This is a genomic window from Pseudomonas sp. ADAK18, from assembly GCF_012935695.1.
Classification (GTDB): domain Bacteria; phylum Pseudomonadota; class Gammaproteobacteria; order Pseudomonadales; family Pseudomonadaceae; genus Aquipseudomonas.
Genome location: NZ_CP052859.1, coordinates 1,913,326 through 1,927,266, shown reverse-complemented (window position 1 = coordinate 1,927,266; position 13,941 = coordinate 1,913,326). Strand labels below are relative to the sequence as shown.

13 protein-coding genes and 1 pseudogene are annotated in these 13,941 nt (G+C 59.6%); 11 read left to right on the top strand and 3 right to left on the bottom strand.

Translation table 11 applies throughout. The annotated features are described in order from the left end of the window. Nucleotides 1–17: 17 nt before the first annotated feature. Nucleotides 18–1,295, bottom strand: a complete 1,278-nt coding sequence (locus HKK55_RS08690) for an HAAAP family serine/threonine permease (protein WP_155585251.1) — start codon at nucleotides 1,293–1,295, stop codon at nucleotides 18–20. 392 nt (nucleotides 1,296–1,687) lie between these two features. Here HKK55_RS08690 and HKK55_RS08685 point away from each other — a divergent pair, with 392 nt between their 5' ends. From HKK55_RS08685 to HKK55_RS08665, 5 genes are all read left to right on the top strand, one after another. Continuing rightward, nucleotides 1,688–2,224, top strand: coding sequence for a cysteine hydrolase family protein (locus HKK55_RS08685; protein WP_169354273.1), 537 nt, complete (start codon nucleotides 1,688–1,690; stop codon nucleotides 2,222–2,224). A 132-nt stretch (nucleotides 2,225–2,356) separates the two neighbouring features. Next, entirely contained in the window at nucleotides 2,357–3,307 is a 951-nt protein-coding gene (locus HKK55_RS08680) for a 2-hydroxyacid dehydrogenase (protein WP_169354272.1), read from the top strand. Nucleotides 3,308–3,427: 120 nt separating this feature from the next. After that, nucleotides 3,428–5,284 carry a pilus assembly protein TadG-related protein gene (locus HKK55_RS08675; RefSeq protein ID WP_169354271.1) on the top strand — a complete coding sequence of 619 codons (1,857 nt, stop codon included), beginning with the start codon at nucleotides 3,428–3,430 and terminating at the stop codon, nucleotides 5,282–5,284. Nucleotides 5,285–5,422: 138 nt separating this feature from the next. Beyond that, nucleotides 5,423–6,490 (top strand): phosphotransferase family protein, encoded by a 1,068-nt coding sequence (locus HKK55_RS08670; protein WP_169354270.1) that lies wholly within the window; start codon nucleotides 5,423–5,425, stop codon nucleotides 6,488–6,490. A 16-nt stretch (nucleotides 6,491–6,506) separates the two neighbouring features. Continuing rightward, nucleotides 6,507–7,274: an SDR family oxidoreductase gene (locus HKK55_RS08665; RefSeq protein WP_169354269.1), complete on the top strand. Its 768-nt coding sequence runs from the start codon at nucleotides 6,507–6,509 to the stop codon at nucleotides 7,272–7,274. On the opposite strand, the gene HKK55_RS08660 is transcribed toward HKK55_RS08665, so the two are convergent. Then, entirely contained in the window at nucleotides 7,275–7,718 is a 444-nt protein-coding gene (locus tag HKK55_RS08660) for a carboxymuconolactone decarboxylase family protein (RefSeq protein ID WP_169354268.1), read from the bottom strand. Nucleotides 7,719–7,883: 165 nt separating this feature from the next. On the opposite strand from HKK55_RS08660, the gene HKK55_RS08655 reads away from it, so the two are divergent. Then, entirely contained in the window at nucleotides 7,884–9,317 is a 1,434-nt protein-coding gene (locus tag HKK55_RS08655; RefSeq protein WP_169354267.1) for a PLP-dependent aminotransferase family protein, read from the top strand. A gap of 84 nt (nucleotides 9,318–9,401) precedes the next feature. Further along, entirely contained in the window at nucleotides 9,402–9,803 is a 402-nt protein-coding gene (locus HKK55_RS08650; RefSeq protein WP_169354266.1) for a cupin domain-containing protein, read from the top strand. Nucleotides 9,804–10,068: 265 nt separating this feature from the next. Here the strand turns inward: HKK55_RS08650 and HKK55_RS08645 are convergent, their stop codons facing one another. Further along, the gene (locus tag HKK55_RS08645; protein WP_169354265.1) at nucleotides 10,069–10,695 is read right to left on the bottom strand and encodes a DNA-3-methyladenine glycosylase I; all 627 of its coding nucleotides are present in this window, start codon (nucleotides 10,693–10,695) and stop codon (nucleotides 10,069–10,071) included. A 233-nt stretch (nucleotides 10,696–10,928) separates the two neighbouring features. On the opposite strand from HKK55_RS08645, the gene HKK55_RS08640 reads away from it, so the two are divergent. From HKK55_RS08640 to HKK55_RS08630, 4 genes and pseudogenes are all read left to right on the top strand, one after another. Beyond that, nucleotides 10,929–12,239, top strand: a complete 1,311-nt coding sequence (locus HKK55_RS08640) for a C4-dicarboxylate transporter DctA (RefSeq protein WP_169354264.1) — start codon at nucleotides 10,929–10,931, stop codon at nucleotides 12,237–12,239. A 30-nt stretch (nucleotides 12,240–12,269) separates the two neighbouring features. Further along, a pseudogene (locus tag HKK55_RS29240) lies at nucleotides 12,270–12,356 on the top strand (outer membrane lipoprotein carrier protein LolA); the annotation flags it as partial. 32 nt (nucleotides 12,357–12,388) lie between these two features. Next, nucleotides 12,389–13,093, top strand: coding sequence for a FadR/GntR family transcriptional regulator (locus HKK55_RS08635; RefSeq protein ID WP_169354263.1), 705 nt, complete (start codon nucleotides 12,389–12,391; stop codon nucleotides 13,091–13,093). Between the two features lie 17 nt (nucleotides 13,094–13,110). After that, nucleotides 13,111–13,806, top strand: a complete 696-nt coding sequence (locus tag HKK55_RS08630) for a GntR family transcriptional regulator (RefSeq protein ID WP_169354262.1) — start codon at nucleotides 13,111–13,113, stop codon at nucleotides 13,804–13,806. Nucleotides 13,807–13,941 lie beyond the last annotated feature (135 nt).

Here is a 13,941-nt window from a genome sequence, read left to right as displayed (position 1 = left end):
CCTGAACCCAGGAAGCTTTACGCTACAAACGAATACACCAATGCCGTAATCGCCACCAATCCCACTGCTGTCACAAACACATTGGACGCCTGCCCACGGTACTTGGCCATGGCCGGCACCTTGCGAATGGCATACATCGGCATCAGGAACAGGATCGACGCGATGATCGGCCCGCCCAGGGTCTCGATCATCCCCAGGATGCTTGGGTTGAGTGTGGCAACGATCCAGCACACCACCAGCATGAAGGCCGCCGTCATACGGTCCAGAGCCTTAGGTCCAGGACGGCGACCGCTTTTGACGATCAATCCCTTGAGACCTTCGCTGGCGCCGATGTAGTGGCCCAGGAACGACTTGGCAATGGCCACGAACGCGATCAACGGTGCGGCAAAAGCGATGGTCGGGTTGCTGAAGTGGTTGGCCAGGTAGGACAGGATCGACAGGTTCTGCGCCTTGGCTTCCGCCAATTGCGCTGGCGACAAGGTCAGGACGCAACTGAAGACGAAGAACAGCACCATCGCCACCATCAGCAAGTGGGCGCGGGACAGGATCTGCGAACTGCGCTCTTCAGCGTGTTCGCCATAACGGCGCTTCTGGTCAACGGCAAACGCCGAGATGATCGGCGAATGGTTGAACGAGAACACCATCACCGGAATCGCCAGCCACAAGGTGTGCAGCAGGGCCGAAGGCGCTGGCAAGGTACTGGCAGTGCTGAGGATGCCGCCGTTCCAGTGCGGCACCAGGAACACCGCTAGGAACAGCAAGGCGACGATAAACGGATACACCATCAGGCTCATGGCCTTGACGATCACCTGCTCGCCACAGCGCACCACGGCCAGCAGGCCGAGGATCAGCACAAACGACAGGATCGCCCGTGGCGGCGGCGTGATGTGCAGTTGGTGTTCGAGGAAGCTGCCGACGGTGTTGGTCAGGGCGACGCTGTAGATCAGCAGGATCGGGAAGATCGCGAAGAAGTACAGCAAAGTGATCAGCGCACCGGCCTTGATCCCGAAATGCTCCTCGACCACTTCGGTGATGTCCGAACCTTCACGGCCCGAGAGCACGAAGCGGGTCAGGCCACGGTGCGCATAGAACGTCATCGGGAAGGCCAGGACCGCCAGCACCAACAGCGGCCAGAAGCCACCCAGGCCGGCGTTGATGGGCAGAAACAAGGTGCCGGCGCCGATGGCCGTGCCGAACAGGCCAAGCATCCAGGTGGTGTCCTGGCGGCTCCAGCTTGTGAGGGTTGCAGGTGTCGTTGCGTAGCGTTCGTCGACGCTATTGGCCTGATCATTCATCCGGTCGGATCTCCGCATTCCGGTTCATTGCCACACAGTGGGGGCGGGTCGGAAAAGTCCGATAGACAGCGCCCTCACCGTAACAGGGGCGCGATTGTCCGGGATTCGCCTGAATAAGCAAAGACTTAGCTGAGGAATGGTTGTGCGGTGCAGGTATCCAAAGGTGGCTGGCACGTTGACAGCGCCGAGCCAGGCCAAGCATGATCGGCCCATGACCATTCTTCAGCTAGCCCTCACCCGTACCACTACCACGACCGCTTCTGGCGGGTCGCGTGGTGGTTGTGAGTGGCGCTTGAGCTAAACCAAGTCACCCATAACACCCAAGGCCCCACCAGCAATGGACGGGGCCTTTTTGTTGCTCTGTCCACCTGGCAACACGATGGAGCAACCTCATGCATGACGCCAAACGCCCCGCCCTGTTGATTATTGATATGCAAGCTGGCCTGTACGATGGGCCGCAAAAGCCGTTCGAACGTGAGCGTGTACTCGACACGATCAACCAGTTGATTCATCGCGCCCGGCGAGCAGGTGTCCCGGTCTACGCTGCCCGTCATACAGGCCCGACCGGCTCTCCCATCGAAGCCGGCAGTCCGCTCTGGCAGCTATGGCCAGCACTGGACATTGATGAAGCTCAGGACACGGTCTTCAACAAAACCCACCCCAGTTGCTTTCTGGGCACTCATTTGGCCCAGCAACTGGCGGCAGCGCAGCTCGATGAGCTGGTGCTTGTCGGAATGAAGACCCAGTACTGCATCGACACGACTTGTCGGGTGGCGGTAGAACTGGGCTTTTCGGTAGTGCTGCCGGAAGACGGCCACACGTGCATGGACACCCCGGTGTTATCGGCCGAAACGATTATCGAGCATCACAATGCAACCCTGTCCGGAGCATTTGTGAAACGCGTCAAGGCGGCAGATGTCTGGGCCTGACATCCACATCATGGATGCACGCAGGGAGATATTTACCCTGCGCGCATCAGATCTTTCTTCAGCAGACACAGGATTCAGGCCAAAGAAATGTCGCATACTGGCGCCATCAAAGCCTTCAGGAAGAGCCTTCGCATGCCCATCACTGTTCTGGTCCTGGTTGAAACCATCAACGACTACCTGCCGCTCATCGAAGGCAATGGCTTTCATGTGATCCTGGCACCCACGCCAGCCGAACGCGCCGAGGCGATCAAGGCCCATGGCGGGCAAATCCAGGCGGTGCTGACCCGGGGACCGCTGGGTCTATATGCCGAGGAAATCGCTGCCCTGCCGTTGCTGAAAATCATCTGTGTGATTGGTGCCGGCTACGAACATGTAGACCTGCAGGCCGCCAGTAACCGTGGGATCGTGGTGACCAATGGCGCCGGAGTGAATGCACCGTCGGTGGCCGATCACGCCATGGCGTTGTTGTTGTCGCTGGTGCGGGACATTCCCCGGGCGGACGCAGCAGTGCGGCGCAGCGAATGGCCCAAGGTCATGCGCCCTTCCCTGTCGGGCAAACAGCTGGGCATTCTGGGACTAGGCGCGGTGGGCATGGAGATTGCCAAGCGTGCAGCGCTGGGTTTCGGCATGGAAGTCAGCTACCACAGCCGCCAACCCCGGGACGATGTGGACTACACCTACTGCTCGACTCCGCTGGAGCTGGCGCGGGCCTCGGACTTCCTGATCCTGGCCACCCCCGGCGGCGCCACTACCCGACACTTGATCGACCGCCAAGCCCTGGACGCATTGGGCCCCCACGGCTTTCTGGTGAACATCGCCCGGGGCAGTGTGATTGTCACCGCCGACTTGATCAGCGCTCTGGAGCAACGGCGCATCGGCGGCGCAGCGCTGGATGTGTTCGATGATGAGCCCCAGGTGCCGGATGCCCTCAAGCACCTGAGCAATACCGTGCTGACGCCCCATGTCGCTGGTTTGTCGCCGGAAGCGGCCCATGACACGGTGCAGCGGGTAGCGGATAACCTGATGGAATACTTCGCGGGCCGCCCCGTATTGACGCCGGTAGCACTGCCACTCCCGAACTGAAACAGTCGGACACTGCAAGCGCCACAAATAATGGCTTATAGCCAGCAATTTTCCAGATCCTGACTACAATGCTTGCGGGGACCCTCAGGACGCCGGTGCAGGACTGGCGAAGGACGCCGTATGTTTCGCCATGGATCCGGCCCGGCCCGCCAACGCGGCGTGATCGGGCTGATGGGCGCGCTAACCCTCGGACTCGCGCTGTTGCTGCTGCTGTTGGTGGTCGATAGCGGTCGTTTGTACCTGGAAAAACGCAAGTTGCAGCGGGTTGTCGACACCGCAGCGCTGGAAGCTGTGAGCCGTGGCGGCACCTGCGCCGTACCGGCCAATAACGCGGCGGTGTTTGCACAGGAAAGTGCCGCGCGCAATAACTTTACCCTCGATGACAACCGTACTTTAGCCACGTCCTGCGGCACGCTGGTCACGGGCGCCAACTTCCTGCGTACCTTCAATGCCGATCCGCTCAAGGCCGATGCCATTCAAGTCATCGCCAAGCATCGCGTCACTACCAGTATTGCCGGTGGTATCCGTGCCCTGTTCTCCACAGGCAACGCTGATCTTACGACGCAACTGACTGCAATTGCCGTGGCCGCTGTGCCCTCTCCTCCGGTAGCAACGCTCACAGTTCGCAGCACCTTGTTGACCGTAGACAGCACCAAGTCCGCAGCGTTGAACGCTTTGATCGGCGGATTGCTGGGGGGCAAGTTGCAAATTGAAGCCGCGGGCTGGCAAGGCTTGCTCAAAACCGACATCAACCTGCTCACCTATCTCGATGCCTTAGCCATTCGACTGAATGTCAGCGCCGGCAACTACGAGCAACTGCTCAAGACCGACGCGACCGTTGGCCAACTGATCCAAGCAGCGATTGATGTACTCAAACTGGGTAGTGACGCGGTCAAGGTGGTGATCAATAATCTGGAAGCAATCAAGCTCATCGCACCGGGCACCGAGATTCTGCACCTTGGGGACCTGGTGAAAATTCAGAACGGTACGGACAAGAGCGCCCTCGACGTCAACCTACAGCTGTTCAATCTGATCCAGGGCTTTGTGCAACTGTCCAACAAGAAAAGCGCGGTAGCAGTCGAGTTACCGGTCAATGTACTGGGATTACTGGGCATTACGGTCAAGACTAAAGTCATTGAACCCGCTCAGATATCAGCCATCGGCAACCCAAAGCTGATCGACACGCAGCCCATCTTTGTCAGGACCGCCCAGGTCAGGACATTGATCTCTGTGGATCTGCCGGTAATCAGTACACTTAACGACGTCATCGGCTGGGTCATGGATTTGGTCGGTGGCTTGCTGGGCGGGTCTCTCGACCCAAAAATAGGCCCGAAAATAGATGTTGCACTGGAAGCCGCCAGCGGCAGCAGCTACGTCTCTGGCTACCGCTGCAACGGTCCCAAGGACAAACAACTTTCAGTGGTCGGCACAACGTCGGCGGTACGGCTCATGGTCGGTCAGATCGATCCGAAAAACCTGTTTTCCTCTGTCGAACAATTGAAAGTCGATGAGTTTCCGTTGCTGGACCTAGGGAGGAAAATCTGCAGTCAAGGTGTCTGCGCATCGAGGGAAGCCTATGCCGTTGGCGGCTTGGGCCTGATGATTGATAGCACCGTGGCCGAAACTGTCAAGGAGCATGTATTCCTGGCGCCTCCCGAAGTAAAGCAGCCTGCGGACTATTACGGTTTCAGTTCCAATAACGTAGTAGGTAGCCTGAGCAACACCCTTAACGGCATCAAACTGATCAGCCATACACCGACGCTCGGAGGACTTTTAGGCTTGGTACTTAGCCTTGTAGTCAACGTGCTGACCAGCGTACTCAATCTCCTTAGCGGGGTCATTTCCGGCCTCCTTAGTCCGCTCCTTGACCCCCTCGTCAACAACCTCCTCGCCGGCCTGGGCATCGACCTGGCAAAAGTCGAAATCGGTGCCAACCTGTCCTGCAACCCCGGTGGTCGTGCAATTCTGGTGATCTGAGCCTTCAGGCACATCAGGAACACTGATCACCGGCCAACACGCTAACCTATTAAGCCGCCCCGACCTTGTGGCTGGGCGGCTGCGCGCATTAGATTAGCCAATAGTCCAAGGCCTTTAGAATAAGCAGAAGGGATAAGCATGGCGCTTAACGACCAATCGACCCAGATTCGCCCAGGCGAAGAACTTGATGTCCGCCTCATCGATCCCTACCTCAAGGCCCATATCCCGGGCCTCGATGGCACCCCCAAAATCAGCCAGTTCCCGGGTGGCGCGTCCAACCTGACCTACCTGCTGGAATACCCGAGCCAGGAGTTCGTGCTGCGTCGCCCGCCGTTTGGCCACAAGGCCAAGTCCGCCCATGACATGGGCCGCGAATACCGGATTCTCAATCAACTCAAGGACGGCTTCCCGTATTGCCCCAAGGCCTATGTGCACTGCACCGACGAATCGGTGATCGGCGCCGAGTTCTATGTGATGGAGCGGGTCAACGGCATCATCCTGCGCTCGGACCTGCCGCCGGAACTGGGCCTGGATGCCGCGAAAACCGAAGCATTGTGCAAAAGCTTTATCGACAAGTTCGTCGAACTGCATCAGGTCGATTACACCGCCTGCGGCCTGGCCGACCTGGGCAAACCCGAAGGTTACGTCGAGCGCCAGATTCGCGGCTGGAGCGACCGCTACGAAAAAGCCCTGACCCCGGATGCGCCCAGCTGGGAAACCGTACGCGCCTGGCTCAACGACAAGATGCCCGCCGACCACCCGACGTCCAGCATCGTGCACAACGACTACCGCTTCGACAACGTGATCCTCGACCCGCACAACCCGATGCAGATCATCGGCGTGCTGGACTGGGAGCTGACCACCTTGGGCGATCCACTGATGGACTTGGGCAACACCCTCGCCTACTGGATCGAAGCCAGCGACCCGGCGCCCGTGCAGTTGATGCGCCGCCAGCCGAGCAACGCGCCAGGCATGCTCACCCGCCGCGAGTTCGTCGATTACTACGCCGAACGCTCAGGGATCCAGATCGACAATTTCGACTTCTACTACACCTACGGTCTGTTCCGTTTGGCCGGCATCGTGCAGCAGATCTACTACCGCTTCTTCCACGGCCAGACCCAGGACAAACGCTTTGCGCAGTTCATCCACATGAACAAGCTGCTGGAGCAAATGAGCCTGAACGTCATCGGCAAATCCGCGCTCTGACCCACAAGGAACCACCATGTCCAAGACCCAGTTGTTCGACCTCGACGGCAAGATTGCTTTCGTTTCCGGCGCCAGCCGCGGTATCGGCGAGGCGATTGCCAAGCTGTTGGCCCAGCAAGGCGCCCATGTGATCGTCTCCAGCCGCAAGATCGACGGCTGCCAGCACGTCGCCGACGCGATTATCGCCGACGGCGGCAAGGCCACGGCGATTGCCTGCCATATCGGCGAGATGGAACAGATCACCCAGGTGTTTGCCGGCATTCGCGAACAGTTCGGGCGTCTGGATATCCTGGTCAACAACGCCGCCACCAACCCGCAGTTCTGCAACGTGCTGGACACCGACCTCGGCGCGTTCCAGAAGACCGTCGACGTGAATATCCGTGGCTACTTCTTCATGTCGGTGGAAGCCGGCAAGCTGATGCGCGAAAACGGCGGTGGCAGCATCATCAACGTGGCGTCGATCAACGGCATTTCGCCGGGGCACTTCCAGGGCATCTACTCGGTGACCAAGGCCGCAGTAATCAACATGACCAAGGTATTTGCCAAGGAGTGCGCGCAGTTTGGCATTCGCTGCAACGCGCTGCTGCCCGGCCTGACCGACACCAAGTTCGCCTCGGCGCTGGTGAAGAACGATTCGATCCTTAAAGTGGCCCTGCAACAGATTCCACTCAAGCGCGTGGCGGCACCCAGTGAAATGGCCGGCGCCGTGCTGTACCTGGCCAGTGATGCGTCGAGCTACACCACTGGCGTGTCGCTGAATGTGGACGGTGGTTTCCTGTCCTGATCAAACATTCGGTGGCTGTTTGCGAAACCCTACGGCCAGGCGGTTCCAGGCACTGATGCTGGACACCGCCATGGTCAGGTCCACCAGCTCCTGCTCGCTGAATTCCACCCGCACTGCGGCATACAACTCATCCGGTACAGTAGACGTCGGCAGCGTGGCCATCGACTCGCTCCAAGCCAGCGCGGCCTTCTCCCTCGCGGTAAAAAACGGCGAATCCCGCCACACGCACACAGCAAATAAGCGCCGCTCGCTCTCCCCGCGCTGACGGGCCGCCATCGAGTGCATGTCCGTGCAAAACCCGCAGTGATTCAGCTGCGAGACCCGAATCTTGATCAGCTCCAGCAACGGTGTTTCGATGGACGAATCAAATATCGCCGCCTCCAACATCAGCATGCCCTTAAGCGCTTGCGGTGAGGCCGTGTAGTAATCCAGGCGAGCTTCCATCGGTGTGGCCTCTCTGTGGGCAAATGCAATGACTGCCCAGCCTAAACGACCCGTTGCATCCGCCCTATAGCCAAAGTGCGGCTTTATGCACAGACCATTTACCCGATACCGTCACTGGTCGGTTACGGGTAATCTTTCCGAGGATTGATCGCCTCAGGATAAAAAATGGAACTGCATGTCGTCATCAACGGACGCAAAGACCTGGCCGAGCAGCTGTACCGGCAACTACGCGAGGCCATGGAGTCCGGACGCCTGGCTGCGGGAGCCCAACTGCCGCCCAGCCGCCTGCTGGCCGAGCAATTGGGCGTGTCGCGCAAGACCGTGTCCGATACCTACGCACTGCTGACCTACGAAGGTTTGCTGATCGGAAAGATCGGCCGGGGAACCTTCGTCAATGCCTGGAGCCCGCGCTCCGAACGCTTGCAACGTGCAACTGACCTCGCCTGCGCCGACACGTTGGCCAAATGGCAAGCCTTGCCTTCACCCATGGGTCACCCCAGCCGAGACACCAGCCCACGCTGGGACTTTATTGGCGGCGCCACCACCCGCAACCAGTTCCCCCAAGACGAATGGCGCCGCTGCACCCAGGATGCGTTGCGCCGCATCGCCCAGAACAGTGGTTTCTACAGCCAACCCGAAGGCTTGCCGGCCTTGCGCAGTGCCATCGCCGGGCACATCGCGTTTTCCCGCGGGGTCAAATGCCGGGACGAGGACATCGTGGTCACCAATGGCGCCCAGCAAGCCCTGGATCTGATCGCCCGCGTGGTACTGGAACCGGGCACCATCGTCGCCATGGAAGACCCCGGCTATACCCCGGCGCGGCTGATGTTCAATGCCGTGGGTGCGACCGTGGTGGGCGTTCCGGTAGACGATCAAGGCATCCAGGTCGACTTGATTCCCGACGGTACACGACTGATCTACGTGACGCCCTCCCACCAGTTCCCCCTCGGTATGCCCATGAGCCCACCGCGCAGGGAAGCCCTGCTGGCACGGGCATTCGAACTGGGCGCGATCGTGATCGAGGACGACTACGACAGCGAGTTCCGCTATGAAGGTCGTCCCACCGACTCCCTGCAAAGCATGGACACCCGCGGCGTAGTGACTTACGTCGGAACCTTCTCGAAAACCTTGCTGCCCGAGTTGCGCCTGGGCTACGCGGTACTGCCGCCAGCTCTATTCGGAGCAGTCGTCAAGGCCAAGCAACTGAGCGACCAGCACAGCTCTACCCTGCCGCAATGGGCGCTGGCCAAGTTCATCAGCGAAGGGTACTTGCTCAAGCACATACGGCGCTGCCACACGGTATACGCCGGGCGCCGGGAGCGCATTCTCGCCCGCCTGGCCGGGGACTTGTCGCCCTGGCTCGAAGCCGTGCCCACCGTGGCCGGCTTCCATATGGCTGCGCTGTGCAAGGTACCCGTGAATATCCCGTTGCTCATAGAGTTGGCGCGCAAGGTCGAGGTGGGGCTGTATCCGCTGAACGTGTTCTTCCACGAAACACCGGTACGCGAAGGCTTGATGATTGGCTTCGGCGCCATTGAAACCCTGGACATCGACCCGGCCCTGGACAACGTGCGGGACATCCTGCAGCAGATTGGCTGAGGGTATTTGCGCCGGATTGGCTATTGGTCGAGCAACGTCCGGGGCTTAAGGTAAAAGGGTCTAGAACTACTCGGAAGCATCGCCATGAAAGTACTGCTCGGCACCGCCCTTCTGCTGGCCTCGTTCAGCGCCCTTGCCCACGACCCGGTCTACAACCAGGAAAAAATCAACGTGCTGCAGGAGCATGCCCTGACCAGCGTTCCCGGCAAGAAAACCATCATGCTCACCGTGGACTACGCGCCTGGCCAGGCCACCGCGCCCCATAGCCACACCGGCACCGCCGTGGCTTACGTGCTGGAAGGCGAGATCACCTCGCGGGTCAACGATGAAAAGGCGATTACCTACAAGGTGGGCCAGTCATTCTATGAACCTGCGGGCTCCCGACACTTTGAGTCCAGCAATGCCAGCCAGACCAAACCGGCCAAGCTGCTGGTGGTCATGGTGATGGATGACAAGGCCGACGTGCTGACACCTCTGGCGCATTAAGCGCCAGCCCTTTCAAGGTCTTTGAGAACGCAGCCAAATACGGTTGAAATACCCAGTTTCGGGCAGTGAAGATCAACTGTGGGAGTTGTCGAGCTTTAGCGAGGCTGCGATAGCGTCGGCACTGCCAGCATCGATGTTGGCGGACCCACCGCTATCGCAGCCTCGCTGGGGCTCGACAGCTCCCACCAGGGTTTCACGTCGCCGGTTAGATCTTCATCCCCAGCCTGATGCGACTGGTTTTTCAAAGACCTTGAAAAGGGTGGCATTAGGGACGCTTGAACTGCCGGCGCTGCGCGTCGATTTGCTGTCGGCAGATACAGCCTTCCAGATGGTCGTTGACCATGCCCATCGCCTGCATCAAGGCATACATTGTGGTCGGTCCAACAAAGCTCCAGCCCCGTTTCTTCAAGGCCTTGGATAAGCGTATCGACGCCTTCGACGTCGGGTTGGCCGTCAAGTAGGCCAGGTCGACCACCGCCGGACGCTCATCGGCGCCAGGCTCGAACGACCACATCCAGGCCGCCAGCGAACCGACCTCCTCCACCAGCTCACACGCCCGCCGCGCATTGTTGATCACCGATACAATCTTGGCCCGATTACGCACGATGCCGGGGTTCGCCATCAGCCGCAGGACATCTTCATCGGTGTACTGCGCCACCCGTTGATAATCAAAGCCCTCGAACGCCCGCCGAAAATTCTCCCGCTTGCGCAGGATGGTGATCCACGCCATGCCCGCCTGGAAACCTTCCAGGCAGATCTTCTCGAACAATTGAATGTCGTCGGCGACCGGCACGCCCCATTCGTGATCGTGGTAATCGCGGTACTCAGGTGCCGACGTGCGCCATGCGCAGTGGGTGGTGCCTTCGTGCGTTGTCAGTCCTGGAATATCCATAGCTCACCTTTCTGGCCAAGCGCCGGATGATAAGCGAAAAAACTTTGCACGCCGCCAACCGCTCAAGCATCACCCTTACCGACCAACTGGTCAGACCGGGGCCTACCAACCGCCAATTATTTACTTGAGATTTGAAAAAGACCCTGCGTAGACTGGCCCCGCACTGGACTTACCGGTAAGACCACAACAATTAAGCCCTGGAACCACCAGGGCACCGAATAGAGATCCTTCCCATGCTCAGATGGTGCTCGCGTTCGATTTTCCTGCAAGTCGTGATTGGCCTGATCCTCGGGGTAATTTGCGGCCTGGCTCTTCCCGAATTCTCTTCGCAACTCAAACCCCTCGGTGACGGCTTTATCAAGCTGATCAAAATGCTGATTGGCCTGATCGTGTTCTGCGTGGTGGTCAGCGGCATTTCCGGTGCCGGCGACTTGAAGAAAGTCGGGCGTATCGGCCTCAAGTCGGTGATCTACTTTGAAGTGCTGACCACGATCGCGCTGATAATCGGCTTGATCATGGCTTTCAGCAGCGGCATCGGCACCGGCGCCAATATCCACCTGGAACAGCTGTCTTCCGCCGGTCTCAATGAACTGGCCGACCGTGGTCAGCACATCAAGGGCACCAGCCAGTTCCTGATGGAGCTGATCCCCAATTCGGTGATTGGTGCTTTCGCCGAGAACAACGTGCTGCAAGTGCTGCTGTTCTCAGTGCTGTTCGGCAGCGCCTTGAACCTGGTGGGCGAAGCGGCTTCTGGTATCTCGCGGCTGATCAATGAACTGAGCCACGTGATCTTCCGCATCATGGGCATGATCGTGCGCCTGGCGCCTATCGGTGTATTCGGCGCCATCGCCTTCACCACCAGCCAGTACGGCCTCGACTCCCTGCAACACCTGGGCAGCCTGGTAGGCCTGTTCTACCTGACCTGCTTCATCTTCGTCGCGCTGATCCTCGGCCTGGTGATGCGCCTGTCGGGCCTGCGCATGCTGCCGTTCCTCAAGTACCTGCGCGAGGAACTGCTGATCGTCCTGGGTACCGCCTCCTCCGATGCCGTGCTGCCACAGATCATGCGTAAACTGGAGCACCTGGGCATTGGCAGTTCCACCGTCGGCCTGGTGATTCCCACAGGCTACTCGTTCAACCTCGATGGTTTTTCGATCTACCTGACCCTGGCCATCGTGTTTATCGCCAACGCCACAGGTACACCGCTGTCGATGACCGACCTGCTGACCATCTTGCTGGTGTCGTTGATTACCTCCAAGGGTGCTCACGGGATTCCGGGCTCGGCACTGGTGATTCTGGCGGCCACGCTCACAGCGATCCCGGCGATTCCGGTGGTGGGTCTGGTGCTGGTATTGGCGGTGGACTGGTTCATGGGGATTGGCCGGGCGCTGACCAACCTGATCGGTAACTGCGTCGCCACGGTGGCCATTGCGCGCTGGGAAAAGGACATTGATATCCAGAGAGCGAACAAGGTGTTGGATGGGCACCAAGGGTATGCGTTCCAGGCGAAGAAGCCGGTGTTGCCAGCCCATCAAGAGTTCTAAAAAACGCTACCTTCCCCTGTAGGAGCGAGCTTGCTCGCGAAGATCGTCAACGATAACCCGGGCAGTCTGGATGCACGCGGTGCCTTGAAGTTTTTCGCGAGCAAGCTCGCTCCTACAGAGGGGTTACTTATATTCAAGGAGCCTGCGACGTGATCACCACCTCAACCGTCGTCAATTCAGTGGTAGAAAAACTGCGCGCTGCCTTGGCAAAGGGGCAATGGCGGCGCGGCGAGATGCTGCCCGGCCAGCGCGAACTGGCCGAGCAACTGGGCATCAGCCGCCCGAGCCTGCGCGAAGCCGTCATCGTCCTCGAAACCCTGGGCCTGGTGCGTTCCATGCCAGGCAAGGGTGTGGTTGTACTCGAAGCCACGCTGAGTGAGCCTCAGTCTCAGGACAGTACCGTGGCCGACGCCAGCCTCGAAGATATCCTGCAACTGCGCTACACCCTGGAGCCATTCATCGTTGGCCTGGTAGCTCAATCCATCAGTAGCAAGGAAGTCGGTCAGTTGCGCCTGACCCTGATGGACATGCGCGAAGCGCTCGACGCCAACGACAGCGAAGCCGGGATGAACGCCTACATCGCCTTCCACGAAGAGCTGTTTGCCCTGACCTCCAACCCGATCTTCCAGAACGTGGTGCAACAGACCAGCAACGCTCTCAAGCAAAGCGCCCAGGTGTTGCGCAACTCCCCCGAGCACCTGGCGGAGCGCCTGCAGGAAAACGACGCCGTGGTGCGCGCCATCCGCAACAAGAACAGCGCCTTGGCCAGCGCAGAAATGCGCCGGCATATCCTTCAGGAAGGCTTGCGCATGGGCATTGCCCTGAACATCCCGGACGACCATCTGGGCAGCTGATTTTTTGGAGACCGGCCATGACCGCTCACGCTCTGCAACGCTACGCCGTCGTCACCGCCCTGCCCGCCATGCGCCTGGTGGCCGGTAAAAAACCCTCGGTGGACGACATTTACCCACGGCTGTTCGATGCCATTCTCGAACAACGGATTGCCCCGGCCAGCCGCTTTACCGAGGAAAGCCTGGGGCAGAGTTTTGGCGTCAGCCGCAGCGTGATTCGTCGAGTGCTGGCGCGGTTGTCCCATCAACAGGTGATCATCCTGCGTCCCAATCACCGCGCCCAGGTGGCGGCGCCGGATGCGCAGCAGGCGCGGCAGATTCTTGAAGCGCGGCGCTTGACCGAAGTCACCGTGGTGCAACTGGCCTGCGCCCAGGCAAAGCCCGCACAGGTGCGCCAGCTACGCGAGTTGATTGCCCGGGAGCGCGAATGCATCGAGCGGGATCAGCGCGGGCCGGCGATTCGACTGTCCGGGGAGTTTCACCTGCAACTGGCTGCCATTGCAGGCAACGCGCCGCTGGCGCAGTTTCTCAATAGCCTGGTGCCGCTAACATCACTGGTGATCGCACAATTTGAGGCGAAGGCCTGCACGTATTGTGCGTGGCAGGAGCATATGGCGATTGTGGAGGCAGTGGAGCGTGGGGATGCAGATACCGCCGTGACGTTGATGACCCAGCATCTGGATCATCTGGAGGCCAAATTACTGAATCACCACTGAACCCTGTGGGAGCTGGCTTGCCTGCGATAGTGGTGGATCAGCCAATTAGCTATTCACTGGCACACCGCTATCGCAGGCAAGCCAGCTCCCACATTTGATCTTTGTCGCTTGATAAACCGCGCACCAACAAAAAGC

Coding starts and splice junctions, on each gene's coding strand:
- HKK55_RS08690 (WP_155585251.1), bottom strand. CDS start 1,295: ATGAATGATCAGGCCAATAGCGTCGACGAACGCTACGCAACGACACCT.
- HKK55_RS08685 (WP_169354273.1), top strand. CDS start 1,688: ATGCATGACGCCAAACGCCCCGCCCTGTTGATTATTGATATGCAAGCT.
- HKK55_RS08680 (WP_169354272.1), top strand. CDS start 2,357: ATGCCCATCACTGTTCTGGTCCTGGTTGAAACCATCAACGACTACCTG.
- HKK55_RS08675 (WP_169354271.1), top strand. CDS start 3,428: ATGTTTCGCCATGGATCCGGCCCGGCCCGCCAACGCGGCGTGATCGGG.
- HKK55_RS08670 (WP_169354270.1), top strand. CDS start 5,423: ATGGCGCTTAACGACCAATCGACCCAGATTCGCCCAGGCGAAGAACTT.
- HKK55_RS08665 (WP_169354269.1), top strand. CDS start 6,507: ATGTCCAAGACCCAGTTGTTCGACCTCGACGGCAAGATTGCTTTCGTT.
- HKK55_RS08660 (WP_169354268.1), bottom strand. CDS start 7,718: ATGGAAGCTCGCCTGGATTACTACACGGCCTCACCGCAAGCGCTTAAG.
- HKK55_RS08655 (WP_169354267.1), top strand. CDS start 7,884: ATGGAACTGCATGTCGTCATCAACGGACGCAAAGACCTGGCCGAGCAG.
- HKK55_RS08650 (WP_169354266.1), top strand. CDS start 9,402: ATGAAAGTACTGCTCGGCACCGCCCTTCTGCTGGCCTCGTTCAGCGCC.
- HKK55_RS08645 (WP_169354265.1), bottom strand. CDS start 10,695: ATGGATATTCCAGGACTGACAACGCACGAAGGCACCACCCACTGCGCA.
- HKK55_RS08640 (WP_169354264.1), top strand. CDS start 10,929: ATGCTCAGATGGTGCTCGCGTTCGATTTTCCTGCAAGTCGTGATTGGC.
- HKK55_RS08630 (WP_169354262.1), top strand. CDS start 13,111: ATGACCGCTCACGCTCTGCAACGCTACGCCGTCGTCACCGCCCTGCCC.